Consider the following 25,704-nt stretch of genomic DNA (forward strand, 5'->3'; position numbering starts at 1 on the left):
CGCTGACGTTGCCGTCACCGTTTCCGTCAAACGAGCGCGGAGGGCCCGCAGGAGAATTCCTGCGGGCCCTCCGCGCTCGTTATCCATTCCCTCTCGAAAGATGATCCGACACTTGGTATACGTCGCAGGTGTTACCTCGCCAAAGTAAGCCGACCACCTTTCATTCGAGATCTTATTTCATTTACAGCGGGAAGTCGTTCTTCCAGGGAGCATCTAGAGTTTCTGGATCGACGCCGAGTTCCCGCACTACCGTGTCGATTTCCTCGACAGTCTCGACGGTAGCGACATGGACGCGCTCAATATCCTCTTCCCCAAAGCAAGCATCTTCATCCACGAAGGGCTTGGGGATTTCAACGGTAGAAACCCTGAACCTTCCGTCCCTCAGGGGGAAGGCCCATACCCAGGCGTAGGAGTTCTGGGTACTGGGTTGGCGACGCGCCGACACCACGAATGTGTGAATCTGGAGATGAGGAAGGTCGCCGTCCCTGTTACCGGCGCCATGCCCTAGCACGCGACCGTCTGCGCCGAGCTGATCATCCCAGTGATACGTTCCACTCTTGGAACCGAAGTACTGTCGTGTCCCCTTGCCATCAAATCCGGCCGCGTTACGGTACCCATCCCCCTGGAACTTCCCCAGGAGAATTTCCTCCGCCTCGGAGCGCGAGCCAACTGTGATGCTGGTGCGACCCTCGTCAATTGCCCGAACGCTGGACGACACTCGACCACTCGACCACGGGTATTGGCAAGGACCTGAATTGTGGACGAGTACCGGTGTGGCACCTGCCAGCACATAGTACGTGTGCTGGCCACGCCTCCTCTAGCTGCTTTTATGCAGGTGGGGAGGGGTTTTGGCGTCCACCGTTGTCCGTGGTTGTTCGCCGGAATCTGTGGTTGTTGCCGTCGCTACTGCCGTCAGGAGCCAGGGTTCTCGGGCGGGTGGGGGATGCGGTCGCCGCGTGACTCGGCGACCCGGAGTGCGTCGGCCAGGGCTTCGGTCAGCCGGCAGGCGAGCCACCGGTACTCGACGGCCGACAGTTCCTTGGCTCCGGGGGCAACGACCTGACGGGCGTACCCCAGGAGTTCCTCGCCCATGTCGAGTTGTACTTCTTCGATGCTGTCGGCGAGTGAGGAGAGGTAGCCCCTGCCGTCGGTGCTGAGGTAGCAGGGGTTTCCGTCCTGAGTGGTCCATGGCAGTAAGCGAGGGCCGGTCACGCCTGCTGCCGCGTCGTGGAGATCTCTGCGGCGCATGCGGTCCGCGTCGGTCCTGGATGTGCTCACCGTGCACCCCCACCTGGGTCGCCGAATGGAATACGGCGACCGTAGGGGCCGACTGTCCGTCACTCCATCGATGAGGCATGCCAGTTAGCGACGGAGGGTGCCGGAAGTATCGCGTTGCGTGGCACCTATCCGACTACGGCCAGGTAGGAGGCCATGTCGCGCATCTCTGCGGTGAGGGTGCGCTTGCGCTTCTTCAGGATCTCCTGCATGGTCTCGGCGGCCATCCGCTGATGCCTCAGCCACTCCGGGGATACACGACGGACTACAGTCAGCTCATCCATCGCCGCGGACAGGTCGTTGGTCCGAGCGTGGGCGCGAGCCACGTCCAGGCGGTGGCGGTTCCAGTTTTCGCCGCTCGGCCGCCCTGCGCTCTTCCACGCCTTGGGTGACATGGCGTCCTCACTGGATTTACGAACGACGGCACGGGCGTCTCCCACAACCATGTCGTCTTCCACGCCCTTCATGCCGACGGTGAGGGGCCCGAAGGTCGTCCAGTGCCGGAAGAACGAGCCGGTGTACTCCCGTCCCACCGCGGATGCCGCCGTGTTCGCGACACGGTGGTAGTGGCGGGCTTCCTGGGGCCGGTTGTTGCGCCCTGCGGCAGCCGCGGCGCGAAGTGCCAGCCACCCCCATGCCGCGCATTCGTCCGGCGTCGCGCGGGACAGTCTCGGCTCGATCAGGTCGGCGGTCTGGGAGGCGAGCTGTTCGGCTTCGTCCAGCCGGCCCTGGCGCGTCTGAACAGCTCACCCACTGGTGGAGTTGCCCGGCCGATGGTCAGGCTCGCTGCTGCCGGCGCTTCTTCGATTCGGCCAGCGCGGTCTTCAGCTTCTCGCTCGGCGACATGTCCGGCCCGGCGTCGTCGTCATGGAGGGGTGGCAGAAACAGGCCGCGTCGGCTCTTCTCCCGCTTGACCTTCCGGCGCTCGCTGAAGAGTCGCTGATGCTCCTCCCGAACCACGTCCCACAATCAGCCCGACGGCGGCGACGACCCTCCGCTGTCCGCAGCACCCGTCCGCTGACGTTGCCGTCAATTACTGCCGTCAGACACCTCTGTGGCCCCGTCGGAACACTCCCGACGGGGCCACGAGTTTGCTCCTGCATGCGGGAGCGATGCGAGATCAGGTTTTCCTGTTACGGCCGGATATCACTCACCACTCCACATCGCAATCTCCCCTCCGGGCATGCAGGTCACTCGCATCCCATTAGGCCCGACAATCCCCCAAGCCTCATACTCCTCGTCCGGCAGGACAGTCAGTTTCGTGCCACTTTCGAATTCGATCACGAGCTCACCGGCTCTTCCTGCTTCAGCCTCAGCAATCACGTCACGGATCAGTCTGACGAGATGAGATGTCGCAGCTTCCGGGGTTTCTGGATCGAAAGACACATGGTCCTCGGCCGAGACTTGAAGAATTGCCTCGGTCTCGACGCGCAGTTCGCAGTCCCCGCTGGTCAGGACCGTGAGAGCCGCGTCGAAGCAGACGCGGGTAACTGCTTGACCTCGAAGGTTCAGGTTCATGCCTACCACCCCACCGGAAGTGGATAAGTGCCATCAGGATTCATCGGGATATGCGTATCCGCCTTTGAGCCGGGTTTCCCGTCGAGTCCAATCGGCTGGCCACTCTTGTTGTGGAAGCGCACATAGCCATCCGGATACCTGCCGGTCGGATCCATCACGCGAACCATGTCACCATTTCCGGTCGACCCAGGCTTCTGCCACACGATTCCCTTTCCGTTGTCAGCACTCCGCCCCACCCAATCGTTTCCGACGCCAGCGGGACGCGGGCCAAGATTGATGGCGGTAGGGCACCGTGTCGAATTATGAACGAGGACCGGCGTCTGACCAGCGAGTACATAGTACGTGTGCAGGTCATCGACGGTGAGGTTGTAGGTCCGTGCGTGCTTGCTGAAGGCTCGGTTGGCCTGTACGGAGACCGTGGTGCCGGAGTCCGTGAGGAGGGTCATTCCGGGTTGCAGGTCGCCGGCTGTGACCCATTGGCGGGAGGACGGTGACCAGAACGGGTGCTCGTGGGTCGCCGTCAGTTTTTCCGGGGTGCCGCCGGCCGTGATGGTGAGTTCGTTGAATTTTTTGTCGTCCTCGGTGACGATGAGGGCGGTGACGGCTCGCTTACCAGTCTTCCCTGTTTCCGGATCCGTCGCCAGCAACTCGTCGCCGATTTTTACGTCTTCGATGTTCTTGGTCGTTCCGTCAGCGAGTAGTACATCGGTCCCGGCCAAGAAGCATTTGCAGGCCGACATTCTTCCCGGCATTCTCACGCCTGCGATCACGAACGGCAGAGATGCCAGCAGGCTTTGCATACTGGCGTAACCGCCGGCGCGGACATGGCACTTCTTGGCGTTGTCGATGCAGTAGGTTGCCGCTATTTCCTTGGCCCCCGCAACGTCGCCACCCTCCACAAGATAGCGGTACGCTGCGGTGCAGGCGTCCCGGCCGAAACATGCGTTGACCGTCTTGCCGTTGTCGCCGACCGGTGAACTCCAGTAGTCGTCGCCGGTGATTCCGAAGTAGGCGCCGTACCAGGTCCGTAGTGTTTGCTCGTCGTCGGTCTGGGGGCCCTGTCGGCGGGCCATCTCCTTGGCCTCTTCGATGGCGTTCGCAGCGACGAAACCCTTGCTGGGAACGGTCCATTTGTCCGCACCGTGTGTTCCGGTGCTGGGATCGTAGGAGTTGTGATCTCCGTGACCGTCGTCGCGGGGCTCGGAGTGACCCGTCCCGTTGTCGACCCACATTCCGGTGGGATCGCTCTGGGTGACCGGGTTCTGATTGGCGTAGGCGTAGCCGTTGAGGGATTGCGGCTGAGCGACGTCAAGGATGGGGTCGATGCTGATGAATTGGCCGATGCCGGGGTCGTATTCACGGGCGCCGATGTGGGTGAGGCTCGTGGTGGTGTCGGCCGGCTTGCCGAGGAATCCCTTGTCGTCGGGCCACGCGGTGGGGGTGTTGCCGCGAGAGGCGCCGAAGGGGGTCATGTAGCGCTTGGTGACGGCGAGGGTGGCGGAGTCGAGAGCGAGGGTGGAGGTGCCGTGGTGGTCGCCGGTGAGGTAGCTGAGTTTGCTGCCGGTGACGCCCGCGGTGGCTGTGCGGACGGCAATGGTCTGGCCTGCGGCCTGGTAGTAGCGGGTGCCGCTCAGGGTTTTGGTGGTGCCTTTTGTGGTGAGTCGGACCTCGGTGCCGCCGAGATAGAGAACGGTGTCGCCGTCACCGGCGGTGTTGCGTCTGATGAGGAGTTCGCCGCCCGCGTCGTACAGGTAACTGGTCCCGGTGGCGGCCTTGGTGCTGGTCGCGGGTTCCGTGGCGGAGACGAGTCTGCCTTCGCTGTTCCAGGTCAGGGTCTGCTTGGCCTGGACCCCTGGGCGGCTGGTGGTGTTGCCCGCCGTGTCGTACTCGTAGGCGCCGGCCTTGGTTCCGGTGGTGCTGGTGAGCCGGTGGGGCTGGTCGGTTGAGCCGGGTGTGCCGTAGTTGTAGTTGGTGGTGCTGTTGCCCGCTGCGGCGTGCTGGGTTTCGGAGAGGCGCTGGCCCGCGTCGTTGTACGTGTAGCTCGTCCAGTACGGGGCGGCGCCGTCCAGGTTGGCTGTCGTGCGGCCGGAGGCGGCGCAGTCCGCTGTCTTGGGGGTCCAGGCTTCGGTCACGCGGCGGTAGCCGTCGTACGTGAAGCACTGGTAGTCGGCTTTGGTGGTGCCGCCCTGCGTAGTGGCGTCGAAGATGGACATGACGTTGCCGGCGTCGTCCTGCTTGAACTGGAGTTCCAGCGGCATGTAGCTGTGGACGGTGTCGGTCACGGCGAAGCGCGTGAGACGGTGGGTGCCCGGCTCGTAGTAGTTGGTGAGGGATGCTCTCTTTCCCGCGCTTTCCGAGCCGACGACGAGTTGTCCGAGATCTCCGACGGGTTCGTACGTGGCACCGAGCAGGTAGCTGTTCTTCCCTCCCGAGGTCAGCACCTGTCCGACGGCGTTGTACTTGTTGGTGGTGGCCTCGCTCGGCAGCCCGGCGACGGCCGGGTAGTCCTCACCCTTCAAGGTGCCGTCGATGGTGTTGTAGTAGCTGGCGAACTTCAGGGTCTGCGGAACCCCGGCAGCGACGAGCGGGTCGGTGGCGGGAAGTGTGAGCTCGGTTTCCTGCGCCCGGTAGGCGGCGTCGTACTTGGTGACCTTCTGGGTGTATGCCTTGCTGGTGGCGGTGCCGACGCCGTTCTCGTAACGGACCGACGAGTCCAGCTGGCCCTTGGCCAGGGTGTCGAAGTTCCAGGCGGCGAGTTTGGTGGCATCGGTCATGGTGCCGTCCCACAGACCGGTCCGCCGTCCGAGGATGTCGTAATCGGAGACAAGGGTCTTGTTCCGGCCGACGTCCTTGGTGGTGATGACCTGGTCGAGTGCGTTGTACCCCGTGGTGCTCCTGCCCTTGTCCGGGTCCGTACTGCTGGTCTGGCGGCCGAAGAGGTCGTATCCGTAGGACCAGGTCGCGTTGCCCGGGCCGGTGACGCTTTCCTGCTGCCCGGCCGGGGTGTAGGTGAAGCGGGTGGCGGTGAAGGTGCTGCCGGTGGGCTGGGTGCCGGCGTACTGGCGGTTCTCGGTGGTGCGGCCGAGGGCGTCGCTGATCACTGCCGTGGCCTGTCCGCCGGCCGGCGCGGTCGTGGTGACGGTGTCACCGGTGTAGGCGCTGTCGGTCGTCCATCGCGTCACGCCGAAGTTCTTCGACGCCGTGCGGACGGCGCGGCCCGCGCCGTCATAGGTCGTGTCGGTCTGGGCCGGTGCCTGGGCGGCGTCGATCTGGACCATGGCGCTCGAAGGGCCGGCCTTCTCGTCCCAGATGTCGGATTGGGAGGAGACCGCGAGGCCACGGTCGTCGTAGACGGTCAGGGCGATCATCCGGCCGCCCACCGAGGACGGCGACTGGACCTGGCGGGGTCGCAGGAGCGAGTCGTAGAGCTCGTACGTGGTGTTGTAGATGCCCGGACTGCTGCCGCGCATCACGCCTGTGGAGATCCATGGCAGATCCGTGGCGTTGGTGGGGACGCCGTAGTTGTAGACATAGGTCGGCGAGTTGGCGGGGAGCGCCTTGGGCATGGTGGGGAGCCAAATCTTGGTGATCCGGCCGAGGCTGTCGTATTCGTTGTCGGTGACCTTGTTGTTGGGGTCGGTGACACGTGTGGTCGCGCCGGTCCCCGGGTCCACCAGGGTGGTGGTGGTTTGGGTCAACGCGTTGGCGACCGTTTTCTTGGTCAGGGGTCCGGCCGCGGTCGGCAGATAAGTGGTGCTGCCGACAAGCATGTTGTTGGCGTCCCTGATCGTCAGAGACCGGCCAAGCGTGTCGAAGTCGGTGGCCGCGACACGTTGCCAGCTCGGCGTGCCGTCTGCCGCGTAGCCCGAAGCCCTGCCCGTCCAGCGGGCCTCGCCCTTGGTCGGTTCCTGAATGGGTGTGTAGACCGTGGTGTCGTACGACGTGGCGGTGTCGGTGATGACGTCACCGGGACGGGACGCGTCGGCGGGCAGGTCCAGGTCCGCGACGGCGACCGAACACAACCGGGCGACGACCTGCTTACGGGAGACAAGACTGGTGATACCCAGGTCGGCACTGCGGGCATAGGTCGTACGGGTGCAGCTCTCGTCGCCGGAAATGGCGTCGTCACCCTTGTCCTCCGTCGTCACGGGCATGCCGTAGCCGTCGAAGACCGAGCTGGTGGTGCGAACGCGGTCCTTGGCCGTACCCGAGGTGGTGATGTTGGTACGGGCGTGGGTGGCCGCGCTGCGGACGAAGTACGCCTCGGTGTCCGCGTAGGACTTGTGCTGGGTGGCGGTCCTCTTCGACCAGGGGTCGTTGATCTGCCCGCCGACTTCCTGGGCTCCGTTGTAGGTGACGGTTTCCCGGGTGAAGCCCGCGTACGGGTCGGCGTCGGTGATCTCGCCGGCCTTGACGCCGGTCACTTTCGCCGTACGGCGCTTGTCGGGGTCCGGGGTCTTACCGTCGGTGCCCAGGACCCGGTCGCCGTCCATGCCCCGCAGGTAGACACTCACTGTCTTCGACTGAGTCCTGTCGGCCCGGCCGGTCAGGTGGGTGACCTTGGCGAAGCCGCGCCAGATCGACCAGGTGCGTTCCTTCTCCTTGGTCAGCGGGTCGTCGTTGTAGTGCCAGGCGCCTCCCCCCGCGTACTGGTAGGTGTGGAGCACCGCCTGTGAGCCGCCGCGTGGGTCGGTGGTGGACACGGAGGTGACCGGGTACTTCTGGAACCAGTCCAGTTGCGGGTCGCCACCAGCGTTGGGAGACCAGTAGACGGGGTAGCAGTTCCGGGTGTTCTCGTCGACCCTCGGCATCGTCTGCCCGGCGACACAGTCCTCGTCGGCGTAGGTGACGATCGTCTGCGCGCCGGCCTCGGAGATGATTTGCTTCAAGCGTGGCCTGTTGAGCGGGAGGACGTCGTCGCTGCCGCTGTCGACGCGGTTGGCACGCATCTCGTGATCGAAGGTGACCGGCGGGAGTGACAGGTCGGCGCCGCGTTTGCCGGTGTGCTGGATCTCGTCCAGCCACAAGGACTGGTCGGTCGAGTCGCCCGTGTCCCCTGGGTCGAGGTAGGTCTGCTTGAGCGACCACGCGTCGACCGGTGTGAAGCCGGGCGTGGTGGCCGCCGCGTCCCAGACGGAAGTGGTGACGGCGACCAGGCGCTTGCGGGTGAAGAAGGTGGGGCCGACGTTGCCGGTGCACTTGGTGTCGCTCTTGCAGACGGCGTCGAAGGGGACGTCCGGCCAGTTGTCGCGGGTGTCCTCGGTCAGTTCGTCGCAGCCGGTGCCGGTGGCGACGCAGCGCTCCGAGTAGGTGAAGTTGACCTTGTCCGAGGCGGCCGGACTGCCGCTGAACAGGGCACCGGCGCGCTGACCGTAGCGGATTTCCTTCAGGTAGCCGCCGCGGGTGTACGGGGTGCCGGTGCTGTCGTCGCCGAGGGTGTCGTAGTTGTTGGTCTCGGCGGCGTACCAGTAGGACATGGCGTTCTGGTGGAGGTCTTCGACGTAGTCGAGGTTCCATCGCCAGGCCTGGGTCTTGTCCCGTCCGGACAGGCTGGTGCCGGCGGAGTAGCCGGGTTCGCCCTCGTCGTCGCCGAAGACCGGGACGGTCCAGACGGACTGGGTACGGTCGTCGGCTCCGGCGCCGTCGAGCTTGTTCAGGCCGAAGACGTACTTGGTGCCCTCCCCGGTGGTGACGGTCCAGTACTCGCCGTTGTCGTCACCGTTCTCGGCACCGGTGGAGTGGGTCACGGTGGAGGCATCATCGCTCTTCAGCCGCCAGACTCCTGTTGTGTCGTCCTTGACGAGCTCGCTGGCCTTGCCGTTGAGCACGAGGGAGGCGTTGTCGTACTTCCAGCACAGGTCGAACTTGTCCGCCTGGCCGTCGTCGTCACAGGAGCCGTACTTGCGCTCGACGTAGGACGAGGTGAGGTCGAAACCTTCACCGACCGCTGTGCCCTGGTTGTTCGTCGAGGCTGTCTTGCCGTCCACACTGCCCGAGTCGTAGGAGATCGACAGACCGGGAGCCGGACCGGCTGCCGCAGGCGGGGTACGCAACGGGTAGGACCAGGTGAAGCTGCCCGACGAGCCGCCCGCTTCCCACGTGGACGAGGCGGACAAGGGTGTGGCCCTGAAGTCTCCCGCCCCTGACTTGGTCCCGGCTGCCAGCGCCAGGACCATCGTGGTCGGCGCCGCGTCGGCACTCCGGAGCTTTGCCGCCGTGGGGGTGAAAGCAAGCTCGGTACGCAGGGTCCGCCCGGGCCGGTCGTTGTCGGACTCCAGCGGTGTACGTGTACGGCAGACCGCCCTCGCGGGGTCGTCCACCGCGCAGTCCGGCAGGCGGAGCATCTGGAGGCGCCCGGCCCAGTCACCACCGTAGGCAGAGGCGAAAGCCGAGTAGTCGACGCCCAGGCGGGCACTGCCCCCGTTCTTCGGGCCGGTGACCTTGAGGACGACGCCCTTGACTCCCAGACGCTGGGCCGCCTTCTGGTCCAACACGTCCACCGTCACGGCACCGGCCGAGTCGGCCGACTGAGCGGCGCCCTCGGGTGCGGCGGGCGGCGTCAGAGTGAGAGGCAGCGAGCCCGGATCGGCCACGGCCGACGGGCCCCCGGTTTTGGGGAGTGTCAGCACGGCGGTACCGCCCGCCGGCCAGGTCACCGTCCTGGCTTCGTCCTGCTTCGCCCGTGCGACGGCGGCCCGGTCGGCCTGTTGCGCCTTCTGACGCGCGGCGGCTGCTTCTTTGTTCGGCTGCGCCCTGACCGCGGTCACCTCCGCCGACCGAGGAGCGGGGGGCTTCGTGAGGCCCAGCGGACGGGCTTCGTCCGCGAAGACGACGGGGGTGATCAGACCGGGAAGCAGTGCGAACCCGGTGAGAGTGGCTACACGTCGGGACCCTTGGTGTCTGCCGCGTCGGCTGCGGCCGTACAGGACCGTGGCCCATCGGAACGATTTCATGGACAGCTCTCCTTTGGCACACCCCGGTCGAGGGCGTGCGTTCACCGCTCCCGCGTCGGACAGGGAGCCAAGAAATTCGGACTAGGGATGGAGGAGGGGAAGCTTGGGAGGTAAAAAACCTCAGGGTCGCCTGGGCCGCGGGAGGGTGGTGGCGTGCGGCCACCACCCTCCCGCCTGCTCAGAAAGCGGGAGTCGCGCCGTCGTCGCCTGCGGTGGGCAAGACCTGGTCGGTGACCTGCTCACGGGTCATGGCGCCCGTCCAGATCCGTAGCCGTTCGAGGCTGCCGGGAAGGTAGTAGCCGGTGGTGCCGCCCTGCGCGCCCCGTCCTGCGGACAACTCACCCGCGCCCTGCTGCACGCCGTCGAATCCAGGGACGCCGATACTGTCGATCGAGGACGCACCCACGTAGAGGCTCAGCGTTCCCGACCGCTCCACCGTCTCGGACGGATCCCCCGGATCCGCTGTCTCGAAGGTCTCCTGGGCGTCGAAGACCCCGGTCACATCCACCCACGTGTTCACCTCGGCCAGATCCTGGGCGGGCGTCAGAGCCGTGTCCTTCGTCACCTTGCCCGTGGCGTCGACTGCGGTGCGGGTGAACTGCCACTGATACGTGTCGTCCGCCGGCTTGATGACCCACAGCGCCCACGACGACTGCGCCGACTGGGCACCCGTGCGCTGCCCCGCGACCTGCGCCTTGTATCCGACCGGTTTGGCCGCCAGTTTCTGCTCGGCCAACTGCACATGCGCCGAGACGGTGAAGGAACCGGTCTCGTCCACCACCGGCCCCTGCATGGAGGCGTGGCCGGAGACACCGTCCAGGATCAGCGCGTGGTCGTCGCCGTCGAGAACCGCGCCCGTCGCCGACAGTTGCATGGCCGCGTGCGGGTACGGAGACATCTCGCCGATCGTCGTCCCCGTGGCGGTCGTCGCGTCCCAGTCCGCCACCAGTTCGTTGGCGGGCTTGTCGTCCTCCACAAGCCTGGCTTCCTGGAGGACCTGTTCCGCGTTGAGGGCCCGCTGCCACACCGCGGCCTCGTCGATACGGCCCCGGAAGTACAGCCCGCTCTCGCCACGGATGACGGAACGTCCGAACTGGAGGCCACCGAGGGCCGTCCACGGCTTGTAGACAGCGCCCTGAGCCGTGGCCGCCGCGGCCAGCTTCACCGGAGCGCCCTGGGCCCGGCCGTTGACGTACAGCTGAATCGTGTCGTTCGCCGGATCGAGATCGGGTACTCCGTCGTCCCCTTCGGTCCGGAACACGCCCGCCAGGTGGGTCCAGACCCCGAGCGGCGGGTTGGCGGTGTCCGCCTTCGACGTCAGGATCACCGGCGTCGCGGAGTCGGCGGCCGTGTGGCTGAACACCCAGCCCTTCGTGGAGGACGAGTAGTACAGGGCGAAAGCCTGCGCCTGGGAACCCGGGGTCGTCATCACCATGTGACTGGACGACGCGTCCGTCAGATACGCCCACGTCGAGAAGGTCAGCGAGTCCAGGGTGTTGACCGCCGCCACGCTGGTGGAGGCGTACGCCTGCTGGTTGGCGGGGTCGGCGCTGTCCAGCCACAGCGACTGGTCCGCCTCCCCGCGCCGGGCCATCGTCGACCAGCCCGCCCCCGCCGTACGCAACGTCGCGTCGTGACGGGGACCCACCGTCGCGGTGTCCTTGGCCACCGTCACCCCGGAACCGGCCGCCCCGTCATCGAAGTGCCACCTGCCCACCTCGCCCTCCGCCGCCGCCACGTTGAAGGTGAAGTCCTCCGGAGGACCCTTCCGTTCACGGACGTCGATGGCCTCCACCGTCAGTACCTGTGTGCCGGCCAGCTTCGGAATCACCAGCCTCTCGGTGTACGTCGCGCCGCCGACCCGCTTCGTCTCGGACGCCGACCCGCTCTTCAGCCGCCACCGGTAGCCGATGATGTCCGTATCGGCCGCGTTGGGTGTGAAGGTGAAACTTCCCGCGACGCCAGGACCGCCCTTGGCCTCGCACGCGTTGGCGGTGCACTTGGTGTAAGGGCCGCCGGCCGTGATGGTGGGAGCTTTCGGCGCCGTGGCGTCAATCTTGAAATAGCACCACGGAGAGAAAGCGGAGATCAATTCACCGCTCTGGCCGCCGGACGACCAACGGGACTGCGTACGGGCCCGGTAGCGGTACACGGTGCCGTCCGTGCGCTGTGTCGTGGTCGTCTTCTCCAGCGTGCCGTGGGGATCGGACCCGCTCGACGTCGCGCTCCAGATCTCCTCCCAGGTTCCGTCGGCCAGCTTGCGCGCGACGCGGAACCCGGCCTGGAGCGAGCCCTTCTCGTCGTCGTTCTTCGGCTTGACCTTCGTCACCACCCTCGCCTGCACCGTCGGCGCCAGGCTCGTCACCGTCAGCGGGTCGTCAGGATTGGGCGAGCAGTGCCCCACGTTCCCGAGTCCCGGGATCACGCCGACGTCCTGGGGGACGCCCGGCCGGAGCACGTAGGTGACTTGAAGTTCGGCGTTCCTGTCGAAACGCTTCCAGGCTCTCGGGTCGTCCTCGTCCTTGGCCCACAGCATCAGCGTCAGCCGGGAGAACTTTCCGTCGGCGAACGCCCGCACGGTGGGAGTCAGATTCTCGTTCGACTGGGCCGGATCGTCATGGAACTCGACCCACTTGTCCGGCTGGGACGGGCTGCAATTGTCACCCCGGCCGGCCGACACCAGCCTGTCACCCATGTGATCGATGACCGAAGGACCCGGCCACCTCGTGCCCTCGGAAATATTGTTGGTACGGGCCAGGTTGAGCCACTTCGCATCGCAGTTGAACGACCAGGTCTCATGCGCGCGGAACGTCGCGTCCAGGACGTATTTGCCGTTCAGATTCGTCGGGGCGAACTCGAAGAGCATGCGGTCGATGTAATTGTCACCGCAGTAGTAGCCGTCCGCGCTTCCACACCTGCCGACGCCCTTGTCCCCGTCGAACTGCCAGAACTTGTCGCCGTCGGACGAGATCTTGGTGCGCTCCACGGCGCCGCCCAGTCCGACCGGGGGATCGATGTAGACCGGGTAGACCGTCTCACTGCCCCGCAGCAGATCAAGGTCGGGCCTTACCTGCACCGTACCGGCGCCCACCGTCACGGGAAGCTCGGCCGTCGCGTCCCCCGCGCCCGGCAGGGAGGGATCGTCCACACCGTCGGTCGCGGGCCCGCCGGCCGCCGTCAGGGAACTCGCCGCCGGGGCACTCTCGTCCCCGGCGGAGTCCCACATCTGGCCGGCCGGACCGTTGAAGACAACGTTGCCGTCCTCGTCCACCGCCCGCAGACCCCCACCGGCGCCGGCCGCCACCTCCAGGCCCTGGCCCGCAGCCGTGAACGTGATCCGCTCCAGCTCCGTACTGGCCGCGGCCTGCGCCGACTTGACCGCCAGAACCTGCCGGTAGCCCTCGGACGTCGCTGTCAGCCGCAGGTCCACGCCCGGCAGAACCTCCGCGTACGTGGCGGTCGCACCGTCCAGCGTCGGCGCGGGCAACGGGCCCGGCCAGTCCAGCGAGAAGGAGCGCTTCCCGTCACCCAGCCGGATCATGTCCCCGGCCGCTCCCCCGCCGGAGAACGACAGAGCCACCGCGGCGGCCTTCGGCCCCACACTGCCGTCCGCACGGCGCTCCAGGTCCACATCGATCCCGACCCACGAGCCGTCAGCCCGCTTCACGCGCTGAGGAGTCGTCGACTGGGTCAGCGTGTACGTGCCGTCCGGATTCGCCTGCGTCGTCGAGTACGCGGTGCGCTGCGTCACCTCCTCGACCGCCTCACCCGAGGCGGCGGCCCGCGCCGACGCGCTCAGCACCGGCTCCGCAGCGGCCGTGGGGACGGCGGTCGGCAGCGCCACCACGGCCGCCCCGCCCAGAAGCGCCGACGCCACCGCGACCGATGTCATCCGGCGCCAGGCGTCGCGGCTTCTTCCGCCACGATGCCGGCTCGCTGCCCCACTCAATTTCCCCACCCCAGGATCACAAGAAGCACACAGACTTGAGGACCCTAGGTGATCAACCATTACACCTGTCAACGGTGTTGCATGTCACTCCACGTATTTCGAACCGGCCGTCGAATACGGACCGTCACCGCAGCGGATCCACCGAAAGCCCACCATCCGATCCGAAACAGCACTCAGAACTCCGCGCCAGGAAGAACACTTCATGAACTGCGGGGCAATGCGCATGCAATGCGGGTCGGACGGCCCGAAACAACACCAGGGGAGAAGGACTTATCCGCTTGCAAAAAAAGGGAGGGGCGCCGGCCCGTGGCCGGCGCCCCTCCCTCGGAGAGACCGTGCTTCTAAAAGCTAAAAGCTCAGCTGCAACCGCTCGTCGAGCCGCAGCCCTCGCAGATGTAGCAGGAGCCCGCTCGCTGCATCTTGGTGCCGCAGGAGAAGCAGAGCGGGGCGTCGGCGCTGATGCCGAGTTGCATTTCGACCAGTTCGGCCGAGGTGTGGGCCTCCTTGGGGGCCGGGACCGTGGCCCCGTTCGTCAGGGCGGGGGCCGTCGGGGGCTTCGGCGTGGTGGTGGACTGGGACGTCGGGCGCGGGGCCGACTGGACCAGGGTCTCGGTGTCCAGGTCGTCGTCCATGGACGGCACGTACGAACCGGTGTCCAGGTGGCGCTGGCGTTCGTCCGCCGAGTGGATCCCGAGCGCCGAACGCGTCTCGAACGGCAGGAAGTCGAGGGCGAGGCGGCGGAAGATGTAGTCGACGATCGACTGCGCCATCCGCACGTCCGGGTCGTCCGTCATGCCGGCCGGCTCGAAGCGCATGTTGGTGAACTTGGAGACGTACGTCTCCAGCGGGACGCCGTACTGGAGGCCCACCGAGACGGCGATCGAGAAGGCGTCCATCATGCCCGCGAGGGTCGAGCCCTGCTTGGACATCTTGAGGAAGACCTCGCCCAGACCGTCGTCCGGGTAGGAGTTGGCGGTCATGTACCCCTCGGCGCCACCCACCGTGAAGGAGGTGGTGAGACCCGGGCGGCCCTTGGGCAGGCGCTTGCGGACCGGGCGGTACTCGATGACCTTCTCCACCGCCGCGCGGATCGTGTCCTCGGTCTTCTCCGCGACCTTCTCGTCCTTCTTCTTCGCGGAGAGAGGCTGGCCGACCTTGCAGTTGTCGCGGTAGATCGCGAGCGCCTTGACGCCCATCTTCCACGCCTCGAAGTAGACCTCCTCGACGTCCTCGACGGTCGCGGTCTCGGGGAGGTTGACCGTCTTGGACAGCGCGCCGGAGATCCACGGCTGGATGGCCGCCATCATCCGGACGTGGCCCATGGCGGAGATGGAACGCTCGCCCATCGCGCAGTCGAAGACCTCGTAGTGCTCGGTCTTGAGACCGGGCGCCCCGACCACCACGCCGTTCTCGGCGATGTGGGCGACGACCGCCTCGATCTGCTCCGTCCGGTAGCCGAGCCGGCGCAGCGCCTGCGGCACCGTGCCGTTGACGATCTGCATCGAGCCGCCGCCGACGAGCTTCTTGAACTTGACCAGCGCCAGGTCGGGCTCCAGGCCCGTGGTGTCGCAGGACATCGCGAGACCGATGGTGCCGGTGGGCGCGATGACCGAGGCCTGGGCGTTGCGGAAGCCGTTCTTCTCGCCGAGGCGCAGCACGTCCTGCCAGGCCTCCGTGGCGGCGGCCCAGACCGGGGTGTCCAGGTCGTCGAAGCGCACGGCCGTGGCGTTGGCGTCCGAGTGCTGCTTCATGACGCGCTTGTGCGGCTCGGCGTTACGGGCGAAGCCGTCGTACGGGCCGACCACCGCGGCCAGTTCGGCGGAGCGGCGGTACGACGTGCCGGTCATCAGCGAGGTGATGGCGCCGGCCAGCGAGCGGCCGCCGTCGGAGTCGTACGCGTGGCCCGTCGCCATCAGCAGGGCGCCGAGGTTGGCGTACCCGATGCCGAGCTGGCGGAAGGCGCGGGTGTTCTCGCCGATCTTCTGCGTCGGGAAGTCCGCGAAGCAGATGGAGATGTCCATCGCGGTGATGACCAGCTCGACGACCTTGGCGAAGCGCTCGGACTCGAACGACTGGTGGCCCTTGCCGTCGTCCTTGAGGAACTTCATCAGGTTCAGCGAGGCCAGGTTGCACGAGGTGTTGTCCAGGTGCATGTACTCGCTGCACGGGTTCGAGCCGTTGATCCGGCCGGACTCCGGGCAGGTGTGCCAGCGGTTGATCGTGTCGTCGTACTGGATGCCCGGGTCGGCACACGCCCACGCGGCCTCGGCCATCTTGCGGAAGAGGGACTTCGCCTCGACCTCTTCGATGACCTCGCCGGTCATCCGGGCGCGCAGCCCGAACTTCCCGCCGGCCTCGACGGCCTTCATGAAGTCGTCGTTGACCCGGACGGAGTTGTTGGCGTTCTGGTACTGGACGGACGTGATGTCGTCGCCGCCCAGGTCCATGTCGAAGCCCGCGTCGCGCAGCGCGCGGATCTTCTCCTCCTCCTTGACCTTGGTCTCGATGAAGTCCTCGATGTCGGGGTGGTCGACGTCGAGGATGACCATCTTGGCCGCCCGGCGCGTGGCGCCACCGGACTTGATCGTGCCGGCGGAGGCGTCCGCGCCGCGCATGAAGGAGACCGGACCCGACGCGTTGCCGCCGGAGGAGAGCAGTTCCTTGGAGGAGCGGATCCGGGAGAGGTTCAGACCGGCTCCCGAGCCGCCCTTGAAGATCATCCCCTCTTCCTTGTACCAGTCGAGGATCGAGTCCATCGAGTCGTCCACGGAGAGGATGAAGCATGCCGAGACCTGCTGCGGCTGGGGCGTGCCGACGTTGAACCACACCGGGGAGTTGAAGCTGAAGACCTGGTGGAGGAGGGCGTACGCCAGCTCGTGTTCAAAGATCTCCGCGTCGTCGGGCGAGGCGAAGTAGTGGAAGTCCTCGCCCGCCTTCCGGTACGTCTTCACGATCCGGTCGATCAGCTGCCGGAGACCGGTCTCGCGCTGCGGGGTGCCGAGGGCGCCGCGGAAGTACTTGCTGGTGACGATGTTGACCGCGTTCAGCGTCCAGAAGTCGGGGAACTCCACGCCACGCTGTTCGAAGTTGACCGAGCCGTCGCGCCAGTTCGTCATCACGACGTCACGGCGCTCCCAGCTGACCTCGTCGTACGGATGCACGCCGGGGGAGGTGTGGATGCGGTCGATACGGAGTCCCTTGCCGGCCTTCGTTCCCTTGGTGCGGGTGCCTCGCGCGGGTCCGCTCGTCGTCTCTGTCATGCCGCCTCCTACGTACAAAACGCACTGAAGTGCCATGTTCTTCCCGTGGCACATGTGTATGTGATGCCTCGGGCGCGGTCGGTCGCGCCCGGGGCAGGCCTGTGTCGTCACGAAGCGGCCGGCACGACGGTCGAGGGCAGGCCCTGCGGGCCGGGACTCGGTCGGTCGGACGCGGTCGCTCAGTCGGTGACGGTGGCGGGAACGGGGCCCTCGAAGGTGTCGCCGGTCCCGCTTTCCTCCGAGAGAGGCCGCTCACGCAGCTCCGCGACGGCGGCCTCGAAGTCTTCGAGCGAATTGAACGCCCGGTACACGGATGCGAAGCGCAGGTAGGCGACGAGGTCGAGTTCCTGCAACGGGCCGAGTATGGCCAGCCCCACGTCGTGGGTGGTCAGCTCGGCACTGCCGGTGGCGCGCACCGCCTCCTCGACCCGCTGGCCGAGCTTGGCGAGGGCGTCCTCGGTGACGGGTCGTCCCTGGCACGCCTTGCGGACGCCGGAGATGACTTTGGTGCGGCTGAAGGGTTCGGTCACGCCGCTGCGCTTGATCACCATCAGCGAGGCGGTCTCGACCGTCGTGAAACGGCGTGAGCAGTCGGGGCACTGACGGCGGCGGCGGATCGACGTCCCGTCGTCGGTGGTGCGGCTGTCGACGACCCGGCTGTCGGGGTGCCGGCAGAAGGGACAGTGCATGGTTCCCATCCCTCCTTCGCAGCGTGACTGAACAGCACCGTAGAGGCCCGGAACGGGCCCCTCCAAGCAACCCCCAGCATAGGCGATGGATACCGGCCACGAGCACCGGGACCACAACTTCTGGGTGGCTGAAACAATCCAACCACTAGATCTGGGGTTTTCCGCATCTTAGGCCCCGGCGTGTTCCGCGTGTCGCCCCGGGGGTCGCCCTCGGGGGCGCGCCCCGGCGGGGGCGGGGTGGCGGGGACCGGCCACGAGGGTACGGGAAGGGCGCGGCGGCCCGGATTCCGGCCCGGCCGGTGGGAGGATACGGCGCGGGGACCGCCCGCGGGCCGGCCCGGCCAGGACCGGCCATACACCTGGTAAGTCGCACGCGTAAGACACTCTTCGGTTTTTCACTCGAACGTGTGTTTGGCGCAACCTTTCGAAAGCAACTACCGTTGTCCAGCTAGGGAGAACATTTCGAGAGGGGCCGACGTGACCACCACCGCAGACAGTGCCACCATCACTGCCCAGGACCGCTCCCAGAGCCGACTCGAGCCGGTGCATGCAATGAATGACGCAGTCACGAACCCGGAGGGGCCCAAGCCCAACCGGTCACTGCCCGGCAGGCCTCCAGGAATCAGGGCGGACAGCTCCGGTCTCACGGACCGGCAGCGGCGGGTCATCGAGGTCATCAGGGACTCGGTCCAACGGCGTGGGTACCCCCCGTCGATGCGGGAGATCGGCCAGGCCGTCGGTCTCTCCAGCACGTCGTCGGTGGCCCATCAGCTGATGGCACTGGAGCGGAAAGGGTTCCTCCGCAGGGATCCGCACCGCCCGCGGGCGTACGAGGTCAGGGGCTCCGACCAGCCGAGCACCCAGCAGACCGACACGACCGGCAAGCCCGCCGCGTCGTACGTCCCGCTGGTCGGCCGGATCGCGGCCGGCGGACCGATCCTCGCCGAGGAGTCCGTCGAGGACGTCTTCCCGCTCCCCCGTCAGTTGGTGGGGGACGGCGAGCTGTTCGTGCTGAAGGTTGTCGGTGACTCGATGATCGAGGCCGCGATCTGTGACGGCGACTGGGTGACGGTACGCCGCCAGCCGGTCGCGGAGAACGGCGACATCGTGGCCGCGATGCTCGACGGCGAGGCCACCGTCAAGCGCTTCCGGCGCGAGGACGGGCATGTGTGGCTGCTCCCGCACAACGCGGCGTACCAGCCGATCCCCGGCGACGAGGCGACGATCCTCGGCAAGGTGGTCGCGGTCCTGCGCCGGGTGTGAGGAGGCCACCACCGGCTCCGAAAACGGGGCCCCGGGACCTGAGGTCCCGGGGCCCGTTCACGTTCCGGCACCGGTCAGTGACCGCCCGCCCCGGTCAGTGGGCATCTGCCCCCGTCAGTGAGCATCTGCCTCGGTCACCGACCGTACGTCCCCGTCACCGGCCGCTCACCCTGGTCACAGACCGTCCGCCTTCGCCTTCGCGTCGATCGCGGCCAGGGAGCGCCGGACCTGGGCGCCGTCCGTCGTGTACCAGAACGCGGGCAGGGACGCCCGGAGGAAGCTGCCGTACCGCGCGTTCGCCAGCCTCGGGTCCAGGACCGCCACCACACCCCGGTCCCCGGTCGCCCGGACCAGCCGTCCGGCGCCCTGGGCCATCAGCAGCGCCGCGTGCGTCGCGGCCACCGCCATGAAGCCGTTGCCGCCCGCCTCCTCCACCGCCTTCTGGCGCGCGCTCATCAGCGGGTCGTCCGGCCGCGGGAACGGGATGCGGTCCATCACCACCAGCTGCGAGCTGGGCCCCGGCACGTCGACGCCCTGCCACAGCGAGAGCGTGCCGAACAGACAGGTCCGGGGATCCGCCGCGTACGCCTTGATCAGCTCGCCGAGCGTCTCCTCGCCCTGGAGCAGGATCGGCACGTCCAGCCGTACGCGCAGCTCCTCCGCCGCCGCCTGCGCGGCCCGCATCGAGGAGAACAGCCCGAGCGTACGACCACCGGCCGCCTCGACCAGCTCCGCCAGCTCGTCCATCATGTCGCCGCGCGAGCCCTCCCGGCCCGGTGTGGCCAGGTGGCGGGCGACGTACAGGATCCCCTGCTTGGGGTAGTCGAACGGCGAGCCCACGTCGAGGCCCTTCCACTGCGGGACGTCGTCGCCCGCCGTGCCCTCCGGCGCCAGCCCCAGCGAGGCGCCCACCCCGTTGAAGTCCCCGCCCAGCTTGAGGGTGGCGGAGGTCAGGACGACCGAGCGGTCCGCGAAGAGCTTCTCCCGCAGCAGCCCCGACACGGAGAGCGGCGCGACCCTCAGGGACGCGCCGAACCGGTCGTGGCGTTCGTACCAGACGACGTCCCACTCCGACCCGTTGGCGATCCGCTCCGCCACGCCGTGGACGCTCTCGACGGCCGCGAGGGCCTGCTTCCGTACGACATCCTCGTCCTGCACGGACTTGTCGCGGGTCGAGCCGAGCGCCGAGATCACCGCACGCGAGGCGTCACGCAACGACATCAGCGCGTAACCGAGATCCTCGGGGACCTCTTCGAGCCGGCCGGGCAGGGCCAGCTCCATCAGCCGCTCGAAGGTCTCCGCCGCCGTCTGGAGCTCGTCGGCCACCTTCTCGTTGACGAGCCGGGCGGCCCGCCGCACCGCGCGGTTGACCTGGCCGGGGGTCAGCTCGCCGGTGGCGACCCCGGTGACCCGGGAGACCAGCTCATGGGCCTCGTCGACGATCAGGACCTCGTGCTGCGGAAGCACCGGCGCGCCCTCGATCGCGTCGATCGCGAGCAGGGCGTGGTTGGTCACCACGACCTCGGCGAGCTTGGCGCGCTCACGGGCCAGCTCGGCGAAGCACTCGGCGCCGTACGCGCACTTCGTCGCCCCCAGGCACTCCCGGGACGAGACGGAGATCTGCGACCAGGCCCGGTCGGAGACCCCGGGGGTGAGGTCGTCGCGGTCCCCGGTCTCCGTCTCGTCGGCCCAGTCCCGCATCCGGAGCAGGTCCTGGCCCAGCTTGCTGGTGGGCGCGGCCGCCTCGAACTGGTCAAAGAGCCCGTCGTCCTCCTCCTGCGGCATCCCCTCGCGGAGGCGGTGCAGACAGAGGTAGTTGGACCGGCCCTTGAGCATGGCGAACTCGGGCCGCCGCCGCAGCAGCGGGTGCAGCGCGTCGACCGTACGCGGAAGATCGCGCTCCACGAGCTGGCGTTGCAGCGCCAGCGTCGCCGTGGCCACCACGACGCGCTCTCCGTGCGCCAGCGCGGGCACCAGATAGCCGAGGGACTTTCCGGTGCCGGTGCCGGCCTGCACGAGGAGGTGGGACGGGGCGTCGATGGCTTCGGCGACGGCCTCGGCCATGGTGACCTGGCCTGGCCGTTCCACGCCGCCGACCGAGGTCACGGCGGCATGGAGGAGCTCGGGGAGTGTTGGCTTCGTCATAGCCCGACCACCCTACGGTGCACCACTGACAACGGCGTTCACCCACTGCCCGCCGGGGAGGCCAGCGGGTTGCGAACCGTACCGTGCACGGCGGCGTGCGGGCGCTGCGCGCGGTCGCGGTAGCCGTCGAGGTGGAGCCGGTTCCGGTTGAGGCAGAGGCGCGCGATACGCGGGGTGAGCAGGTCGAACGTCTCGAAACGCTCCTGGAGTTCGGGGAAGCGGTCGTGGTGCCGGACGATCTCCGCCCGGACGAGGGACCAGAACTCGTCCTCGGACACACCCAGTTGTTCCGCGCAGAGGGGCGCCAGATAGCGGAACACACCGACGAAGAGCCCTGAATGGATGAACTGCACCAGGAAGCCGGGCTCTTCCGTAAGAAGGACGTCCTTCACCTCGCGGGGCATCGTGTTGTGCTCGGGCAGCGGCCGGGCGCTGACGTTCACGTCGTCGACGAAGTCCTTGATCGCGAGCCGGACCGGCACGTCCTGGTCGTCGAAGACGACGATGGCGTTCTCGCCGTGCGGCGAGAAGACCGTCCCGTAGCGGTACAGGAAGTGCAGCAGGGGCGGCAGCAGGGCGGCGAAGAGCCGTTCGAGCCAGACGGCGGGGGCCAGTCCGGAGCGGGTGACGAGTTCGGCGGTGAGGGCCCGTCCGCGCGGGTCGGTCTGGAGCAGGGAGGCGAGCGTACGGGCACGCTCGCCGGGGGCCAGCCGGGTCTGGAGGGGTTCGCGCCAGATCGCTCCGAGCAGTTCCTTGTACTGGTACGGGACCTCGGGGAGGTGGTCGTACAGCGGATGCTCGACGGCCACGGACGCCACCTCGCCGAGCAGGATCACCCCGCACTCGTCGCGCAGGAAGGGGTCCGCGTCGCGCAGCCCGTGCACCCAGGCGGTGACGGCGGGGGCGGCGATGGTGCGTTCGGTGGGCAGGCCGCGCCAGACCAGGGTGTTGAGGACCGACAGCGGCAGTTTGACGGTGTGCCGGTCGGGCCGGTCGACGTTCAGGAACGTTCTGACGGACTGCTGCGGCAGCCGGAGGTCACCGTCGGAGGGCAGCGGCACGACGGCTCCCCGGGCTATCTCGGGGGTGTAGAGCGGAAGGAGCACCTCGTCCCACTGCCAGGGGTGGACGGGCAGGTAGAGGTACGCGGCGGGGTCGAGGCCCCGGTCGCGCAGGACGCGGTCGTAGCGCTCGCGGACGGCCGCGTCGAGTTCGAGGGTGTAGAGCCGGTCGGGGGTGTGCAGGGCCGGGACGCCGCGATAGGTGGCGAGCGAGGTGCTGACGGCGATCCACGGGAGCGCGGCGGGCGTGCGGGCCTCCGGGGCCCAGCGGGCGGCGTCGGGGGCGGAGAAGCCGATTCTTCCCTTGTTGAGGACGATCCAGGGGTGGCCGGTCTGGTGCCCTTCGAGTTCCGCGTAGCCGAGGTCGGCGAGGCGGGCGGCGCTCAGGGCGGTGTGGTCGAGTCTGACGTCGGCGGCGAGGGTGGTGGTGAGTTCGCGCACGAGGTGGCCGAGGGTCGCGCCGTCGAGCGCGAGGAGCCGACGGGCCAGGAGCAGGAAGCGCAGCGGGTCGGTGAAGGGCCGGCCCTCCGACGTGACGCTGTCGGCGTCGACGCGCCAGCTGCCGTACGAGCCGCGGGCGGCGCGGAAGATCAGTGTCGCGCCGGCGTCGAGCGTGAGGGTGTAGAGCCCGTCGGCCTCGCCGGGGCGCGGCTCGATGATCTCCTCGTACGCGAACTCCCCGAGCATCTTCGCGAGAAGGCGGGCCGCCGCGCGGTCCCAGGCCTGCGGGTTCAGCTCGGGCGGCGAGAACAGGGCGGCGGAGCCCTCGGCGCCTATGGCCGCGCCTTGGCCCGCCTGATGGTCCGTGTCGTGAGCCGCGTCGTGGGTGGAGTCATGGGTGACGGAAGACTGAGGCACGGGGACTCCTCGGGAGGTGAACCGGAAGGGATCGAGCGGTGTGTTCAAGGCGGCGGTCCGGTCAGAGCAGGTCACGAAGGGCGCGTTCGCGGACCATGAGGGCGGCTCTTTTGTCGGGGAGGTCGACCTCGGCGCCGAAGCGGAACCCGGCGCTGAGGAACGCGGAGACGGAGGGGGTGTTACGGAGGTCGGGTTCGGCGACGACGCGTGCGCAGCGCGGGCGGTGGTCGAGCACCAGGTCGGCGACGGCCCTGAGCAGGGCGGTCCCGACGCCCCGGCCCCGGTCGGTGACGCCTCCTAGGAGGAGGTGGATTCCGGTGTCGTGCGGGCGGGCCGGGTAGTGGCGCGCGAGCGGGTCGAGATCGGCCCGGTAGATCTCCCAGTAGCTCATGGGGATCCCGCCGAGCACACCGAGGCACGGGGCGCTCCGCCCGTCACCGTCGAGCTGCGGCCGCAGATGGTCGGCGGTGACGGATTCGGGCCCCGCCAGCTCCCAGAAAGCGGCGACGGCAGGATCGTTCATCCACCGGCTGATCAGGGAAAGGTCGCGCTCGACCCGTACGGGGACGAGTTGGAAGACACCGACGGAGGTGGTGACGGGCCCCCACTCGGCCGGGGAATCGAGGAGCCGGCCGTCGGGGGCACGCCCGGGCGGACCTCCGTCCGCGAACAGCGCGATCAGTTCGTCGGTCAGCCGCAGATCAAGGGTGTCCTCGGCGCTCGCATCGGTGGGAGGCACAGTGGCGCTCTCCTCTCGGCAGTTCGGACAGGGAGGTGTTCCTTCAACGGCGAAGGGGGTTGGTGATCGTGACGTAGACGGACTGGGTGTCGACGGGCCCGACCAGCTCGTCGAGCCCGTGCAGCCGGGTGAGCAGATTGGCCTTGCAGCGCAGGGTGGGGGCTTCCAGGAGGAGCGCGGGCAGCGGGGAGCCGAGCGCCGTCGCCCCGGCGAGGAACTGGCGCAGGGCGGCGAGGAGCACCCGCTCGTCGGCGAGCCGCTGCGCCCCGAAGGCGCCGATCAGGCCGAGGACGTTGTTGATGCCGAGGTAGTAGGCGAAGCGTTCGTCGGTGACCGCGTCGGAGACGAAGGTGTCGCTGACCGCACCGATGCCGGGGAGGCGGCGGTCCAGGGATGCGCGGTGGGACTCGCGGAAGTAGTAGCCCTGGTTGTCGCGGTAGCGCCCGCCGGCCGGCCAGCCGTCGGCGTCGAGCAGCACCAGGGTGTTCTGCTGGTGGGCCTCCAGGGCGATGCCCGCGGTGCCGTCCAGCCAGAGCACGGGGCGCACGACATGGTCGAGGTAGCGCAGGAACCACTCGGCGGAGACGGCGGCGGTGGAGCGGCCGGTACGGGCGGCCAGCGCGTCGACGGTCGCGGCGAGCCGGGAGTGCGTACCGGACCTGCCCGGGTACGGCCGGGGCGCGGTCAGTGCGGCGATGCAGACGGCGTCGTCGCCGGGGCGGAACGGGTTGTGGCGCAGCATGACGTCGAGTCCGGTGACGGGGTGTCCGTCCGGGGTGTCGACGGCGAGCCAGGCGGGGTCGCGGACGATGTCGAAGCCGGGGTGGGCGGCCTGCCACTCCTTGCCGAGTCCGCTACGGAGCAGGCGGTGGACCTCGACGCCGCGGTGGAGTTCCTTGCGGAGGTTCTCCCGCCGGGAGTTGGTGATGCGCAGGCCGAGGGAGAGCTTGAGCATGGCCGGGGAGCCCGGCCGGTGCACGGTGCGGATCGAGGAGGTGGGGTGCCAGGAGTCGCCCTGCGGCCCGAGGTCGTGGAGGAGTCCCGCGTCGAAGAGGTCGGTGACTTCCTGACGATGCCTCAGGTCCCGTGCCTGCCAGGGGTGGAGGGGCAGGGGGACGGTGTGGTCGGGGAGGGGCAGGTCGCCGAGGAGGCGGGCGGTGAGCTGTCCCGCCGGGATCACACGGCCCTGTTCGGTCCACGCGGAGTCGGTGGCGAGGACGGAGCGGTCGACGGCCATCCAGTGGAGCGGGAAGGAGCCGCGCAACTCCGGTGAGTAGAGGCGGACTTCGGCCTCGGAGAGCCCTTCGCGGCTCTTGGGGGTGGGGTGCAGGGGGTGGCCGAGGACGAGTGACTGCTCGGCGGTGAGGAAGAGGTCGGCGCCGACGGTGGGCCCGGGGCGGCGGCGCCGGTCGGTGAGGAACTCGGCGGTGTGGCGTACGGAATCGGCGACCCGGCCGACGAGGTCGGTGCCCTGGAAGCGGCCCGACTCCCGGCCGAGGAGCGCCGCGAGGGTGACGGCCTCGACGGCCGGGGCGTCGCTCGGGGCGCTCTCCAGGAACGGCATGCCGAAGCGGTGCCAGCCGGTGGCGGACCAGTACCGGAGCGGTACGAGCAGGGCGGTGCCGCTCACGTGGAGCGGGACGCGCAGCACGTCGCCGTCGGGGCGGGGGATGCCGTTCTCCCGTACCCAGCAGCGCAGCAGGTTCTCGACCGCCGCCGCGTCGGCCGCCTTCTGCGGATCGGGGTGGTCGAGATGGTCCGGGTGCTCGGGATGGCCGGACCGGCCGTCGACGGAGGCAACGGCAGCGGCGGCAGCGGCAGCGGCAGCGGCAGCGGCAGAAGGGGCATCGACGACGGACGGCGGGCGCGTCTCGGCGGGGCTCGCGACCGGTTGCCGCGGCACCGTCGCCGACTCGACGGTGAGGGGGGCCTCGGCGGAGGAACGGCCGTCGGCCTCGGGCGCATCGGGTGCGGTGGGGTTCACGAGTGGGGGC

14 protein-coding genes are annotated in these 25,704 nt (G+C 68.3%); 1 reads left to right on the forward strand and 13 read right to left on the reverse strand.

Annotated features, from left to right (window positions below):
* Positions 1–181 precede the first annotated feature (181 nt).
* The 9 genes from OG349_RS09110 to nrdR all read right to left on the reverse strand — a co-directional run bounded on the left by OG349_RS09110 (position 182) and on the right by nrdR (position 17,644).
* Positions 182–718 (reverse strand): hypothetical protein, encoded by a 537-nt coding sequence (locus OG349_RS09110; RefSeq protein ID WP_327234142.1) that lies wholly within the window; start codon positions 716–718, stop codon positions 182–184.
* Between the two features lie 194 nt (positions 719–912).
* Entirely contained in the window at positions 913–1,248 is a 336-nt protein-coding gene (locus tag OG349_RS09115; RefSeq protein WP_327238500.1) for a hypothetical protein, read from the reverse strand.
* Positions 1,249–1,403: 155 nt separating this feature from the next.
* On the reverse strand, positions 1,404–1,808 hold the full coding sequence (locus OG349_RS09120; protein WP_327234143.1) for a hypothetical protein: 405 nt from the start codon (positions 1,806–1,808) through the stop codon (positions 1,404–1,406).
* Positions 1,809–2,052: 244 nt separating this feature from the next.
* Entirely contained in the window at positions 2,053–2,235 is a 183-nt protein-coding gene (locus OG349_RS09125; RefSeq protein ID WP_327234144.1) for a hypothetical protein, read from the reverse strand.
* A gap of 186 nt (positions 2,236–2,421) precedes the next feature.
* Positions 2,422–2,793: a DUF6188 family protein gene (locus tag OG349_RS09130; RefSeq protein WP_327234145.1), complete on the reverse strand. Its 372-nt coding sequence runs from the start codon at positions 2,791–2,793 to the stop codon at positions 2,422–2,424.
* A gap of 2 nt (positions 2,794–2,795) precedes the next feature.
* Positions 2,796–9,746: a polymorphic toxin-type HINT domain-containing protein gene (locus tag OG349_RS09135; RefSeq protein WP_327234146.1), complete on the reverse strand. Its 6,951-nt coding sequence runs from the start codon at positions 9,744–9,746 to the stop codon at positions 2,796–2,798.
* Positions 9,747–9,924: 178 nt separating this feature from the next.
* Positions 9,925–13,638: a LamG domain-containing protein gene (locus tag OG349_RS09140; protein WP_327234147.1), complete on the reverse strand. Its 3,714-nt coding sequence runs from the start codon at positions 13,636–13,638 to the stop codon at positions 9,925–9,927.
* A gap of 413 nt (positions 13,639–14,051) precedes the next feature.
* Positions 14,052–16,955 (reverse strand): vitamin B12-dependent ribonucleotide reductase, encoded by a 2,904-nt coding sequence (locus OG349_RS09145; RefSeq protein ID WP_327234148.1) that lies wholly within the window; start codon positions 16,953–16,955, stop codon positions 14,052–14,054.
* 179 nt (positions 16,956–17,134) lie between these two features.
* Complete coding sequence (gene nrdR / locus OG349_RS09150) at positions 17,135–17,644, reverse strand: transcriptional regulator NrdR (protein ID WP_161309412.1); 510 nt, start codon at positions 17,642–17,644, stop codon at positions 17,135–17,137.
* A 477-nt stretch (positions 17,645–18,121) separates the two neighbouring features.
* Between nrdR and lexA the strand changes: the two genes are divergently transcribed.
* The gene (gene lexA / locus OG349_RS09155; protein ID WP_161309411.1) at positions 18,122–18,907 is read left to right on the forward strand and encodes a transcriptional repressor LexA; all 786 of its coding nucleotides are present in this window, start codon (positions 18,122–18,124) and stop codon (positions 18,905–18,907) included.
* 174 nt (positions 18,908–19,081) lie between these two features.
* On the opposite strand, the gene OG349_RS09160 is transcribed toward lexA, so the two are convergent.
* The 4 genes from OG349_RS09160 to OG349_RS09175 all read right to left on the reverse strand — a co-directional run bounded on the left by OG349_RS09160 (position 19,082) and on the right by OG349_RS09175 (position 25,694).
* Complete coding sequence (locus OG349_RS09160) at positions 19,082–21,052, reverse strand: ATP-dependent DNA helicase (protein WP_327234149.1); 1,971 nt, start codon at positions 21,050–21,052, stop codon at positions 19,082–19,084.
* 38 nt (positions 21,053–21,090) lie between these two features.
* A complete protein-coding gene (locus OG349_RS09165; protein ID WP_327238501.1) occupies positions 21,091–22,890 on the reverse strand; it encodes an IucA/IucC family protein in 1,800 nt (599 codons plus the stop codon).
* 142 nt (positions 22,891–23,032) lie between these two features.
* A complete protein-coding gene (locus OG349_RS09170) occupies positions 23,033–23,710 on the reverse strand; it encodes a GNAT family N-acetyltransferase (protein ID WP_327234150.1) in 678 nt (225 codons plus the stop codon).
* Between the two features lie 43 nt (positions 23,711–23,753).
* Entirely contained in the window at positions 23,754–25,694 is a 1,941-nt protein-coding gene (locus OG349_RS09175; protein ID WP_327234151.1) for an IucA/IucC family protein, read from the reverse strand.
* Positions 25,695–25,704 lie beyond the last annotated feature (10 nt).

The organism is Streptomyces sp. NBC_01317 (assembly GCF_035961655.1).
Lineage (GTDB): Bacteria > Actinomycetota > Actinomycetes > Streptomycetales > Streptomycetaceae > Streptomyces.

What these genes read in the sequence shown, in the direction of transcription:
- OG349_RS09115 (WP_327238500.1), bottom strand. Translation starts at nt 1,248, where the DNA reads ATGCGCCGCAGAGATCTCCACGACGCGGCAGCAGGCGTGACCGGCCCT.
- OG349_RS09130 (WP_327234145.1), bottom strand. Translation starts at nt 2,793, where the DNA reads ATGAACCTGAACCTTCGAGGTCAAGCAGTTACCCGCGTCTGCTTCGAC.
- OG349_RS09135 (WP_327234146.1), bottom strand. Translation starts at nt 9,746, where the DNA reads ATGAAATCGTTCCGATGGGCCACGGTCCTGTACGGCCGCAGCCGACGC.
- OG349_RS09140 (WP_327234147.1), bottom strand. Translation starts at nt 13,638, where the DNA reads ATGACATCGGTCGCGGTGGCGTCGGCGCTTCTGGGCGGGGCGGCCGTG.
- OG349_RS09145 (WP_327234148.1), bottom strand. Translation starts at nt 16,955, where the DNA reads ATGACAGAGACGACGAGCGGACCCGCGCGAGGCACCCGCACCAAGGGA.
- nrdR (WP_161309412.1), bottom strand. Translation starts at nt 17,644, where the DNA reads ATGCACTGTCCCTTCTGCCGGCACCCCGACAGCCGGGTCGTCGACAGC.
- OG349_RS09160 (WP_327234149.1), bottom strand. Translation starts at nt 21,052, where the DNA reads ATGACGAAGCCAACACTCCCCGAGCTCCTCCATGCCGCCGTGACCTCG.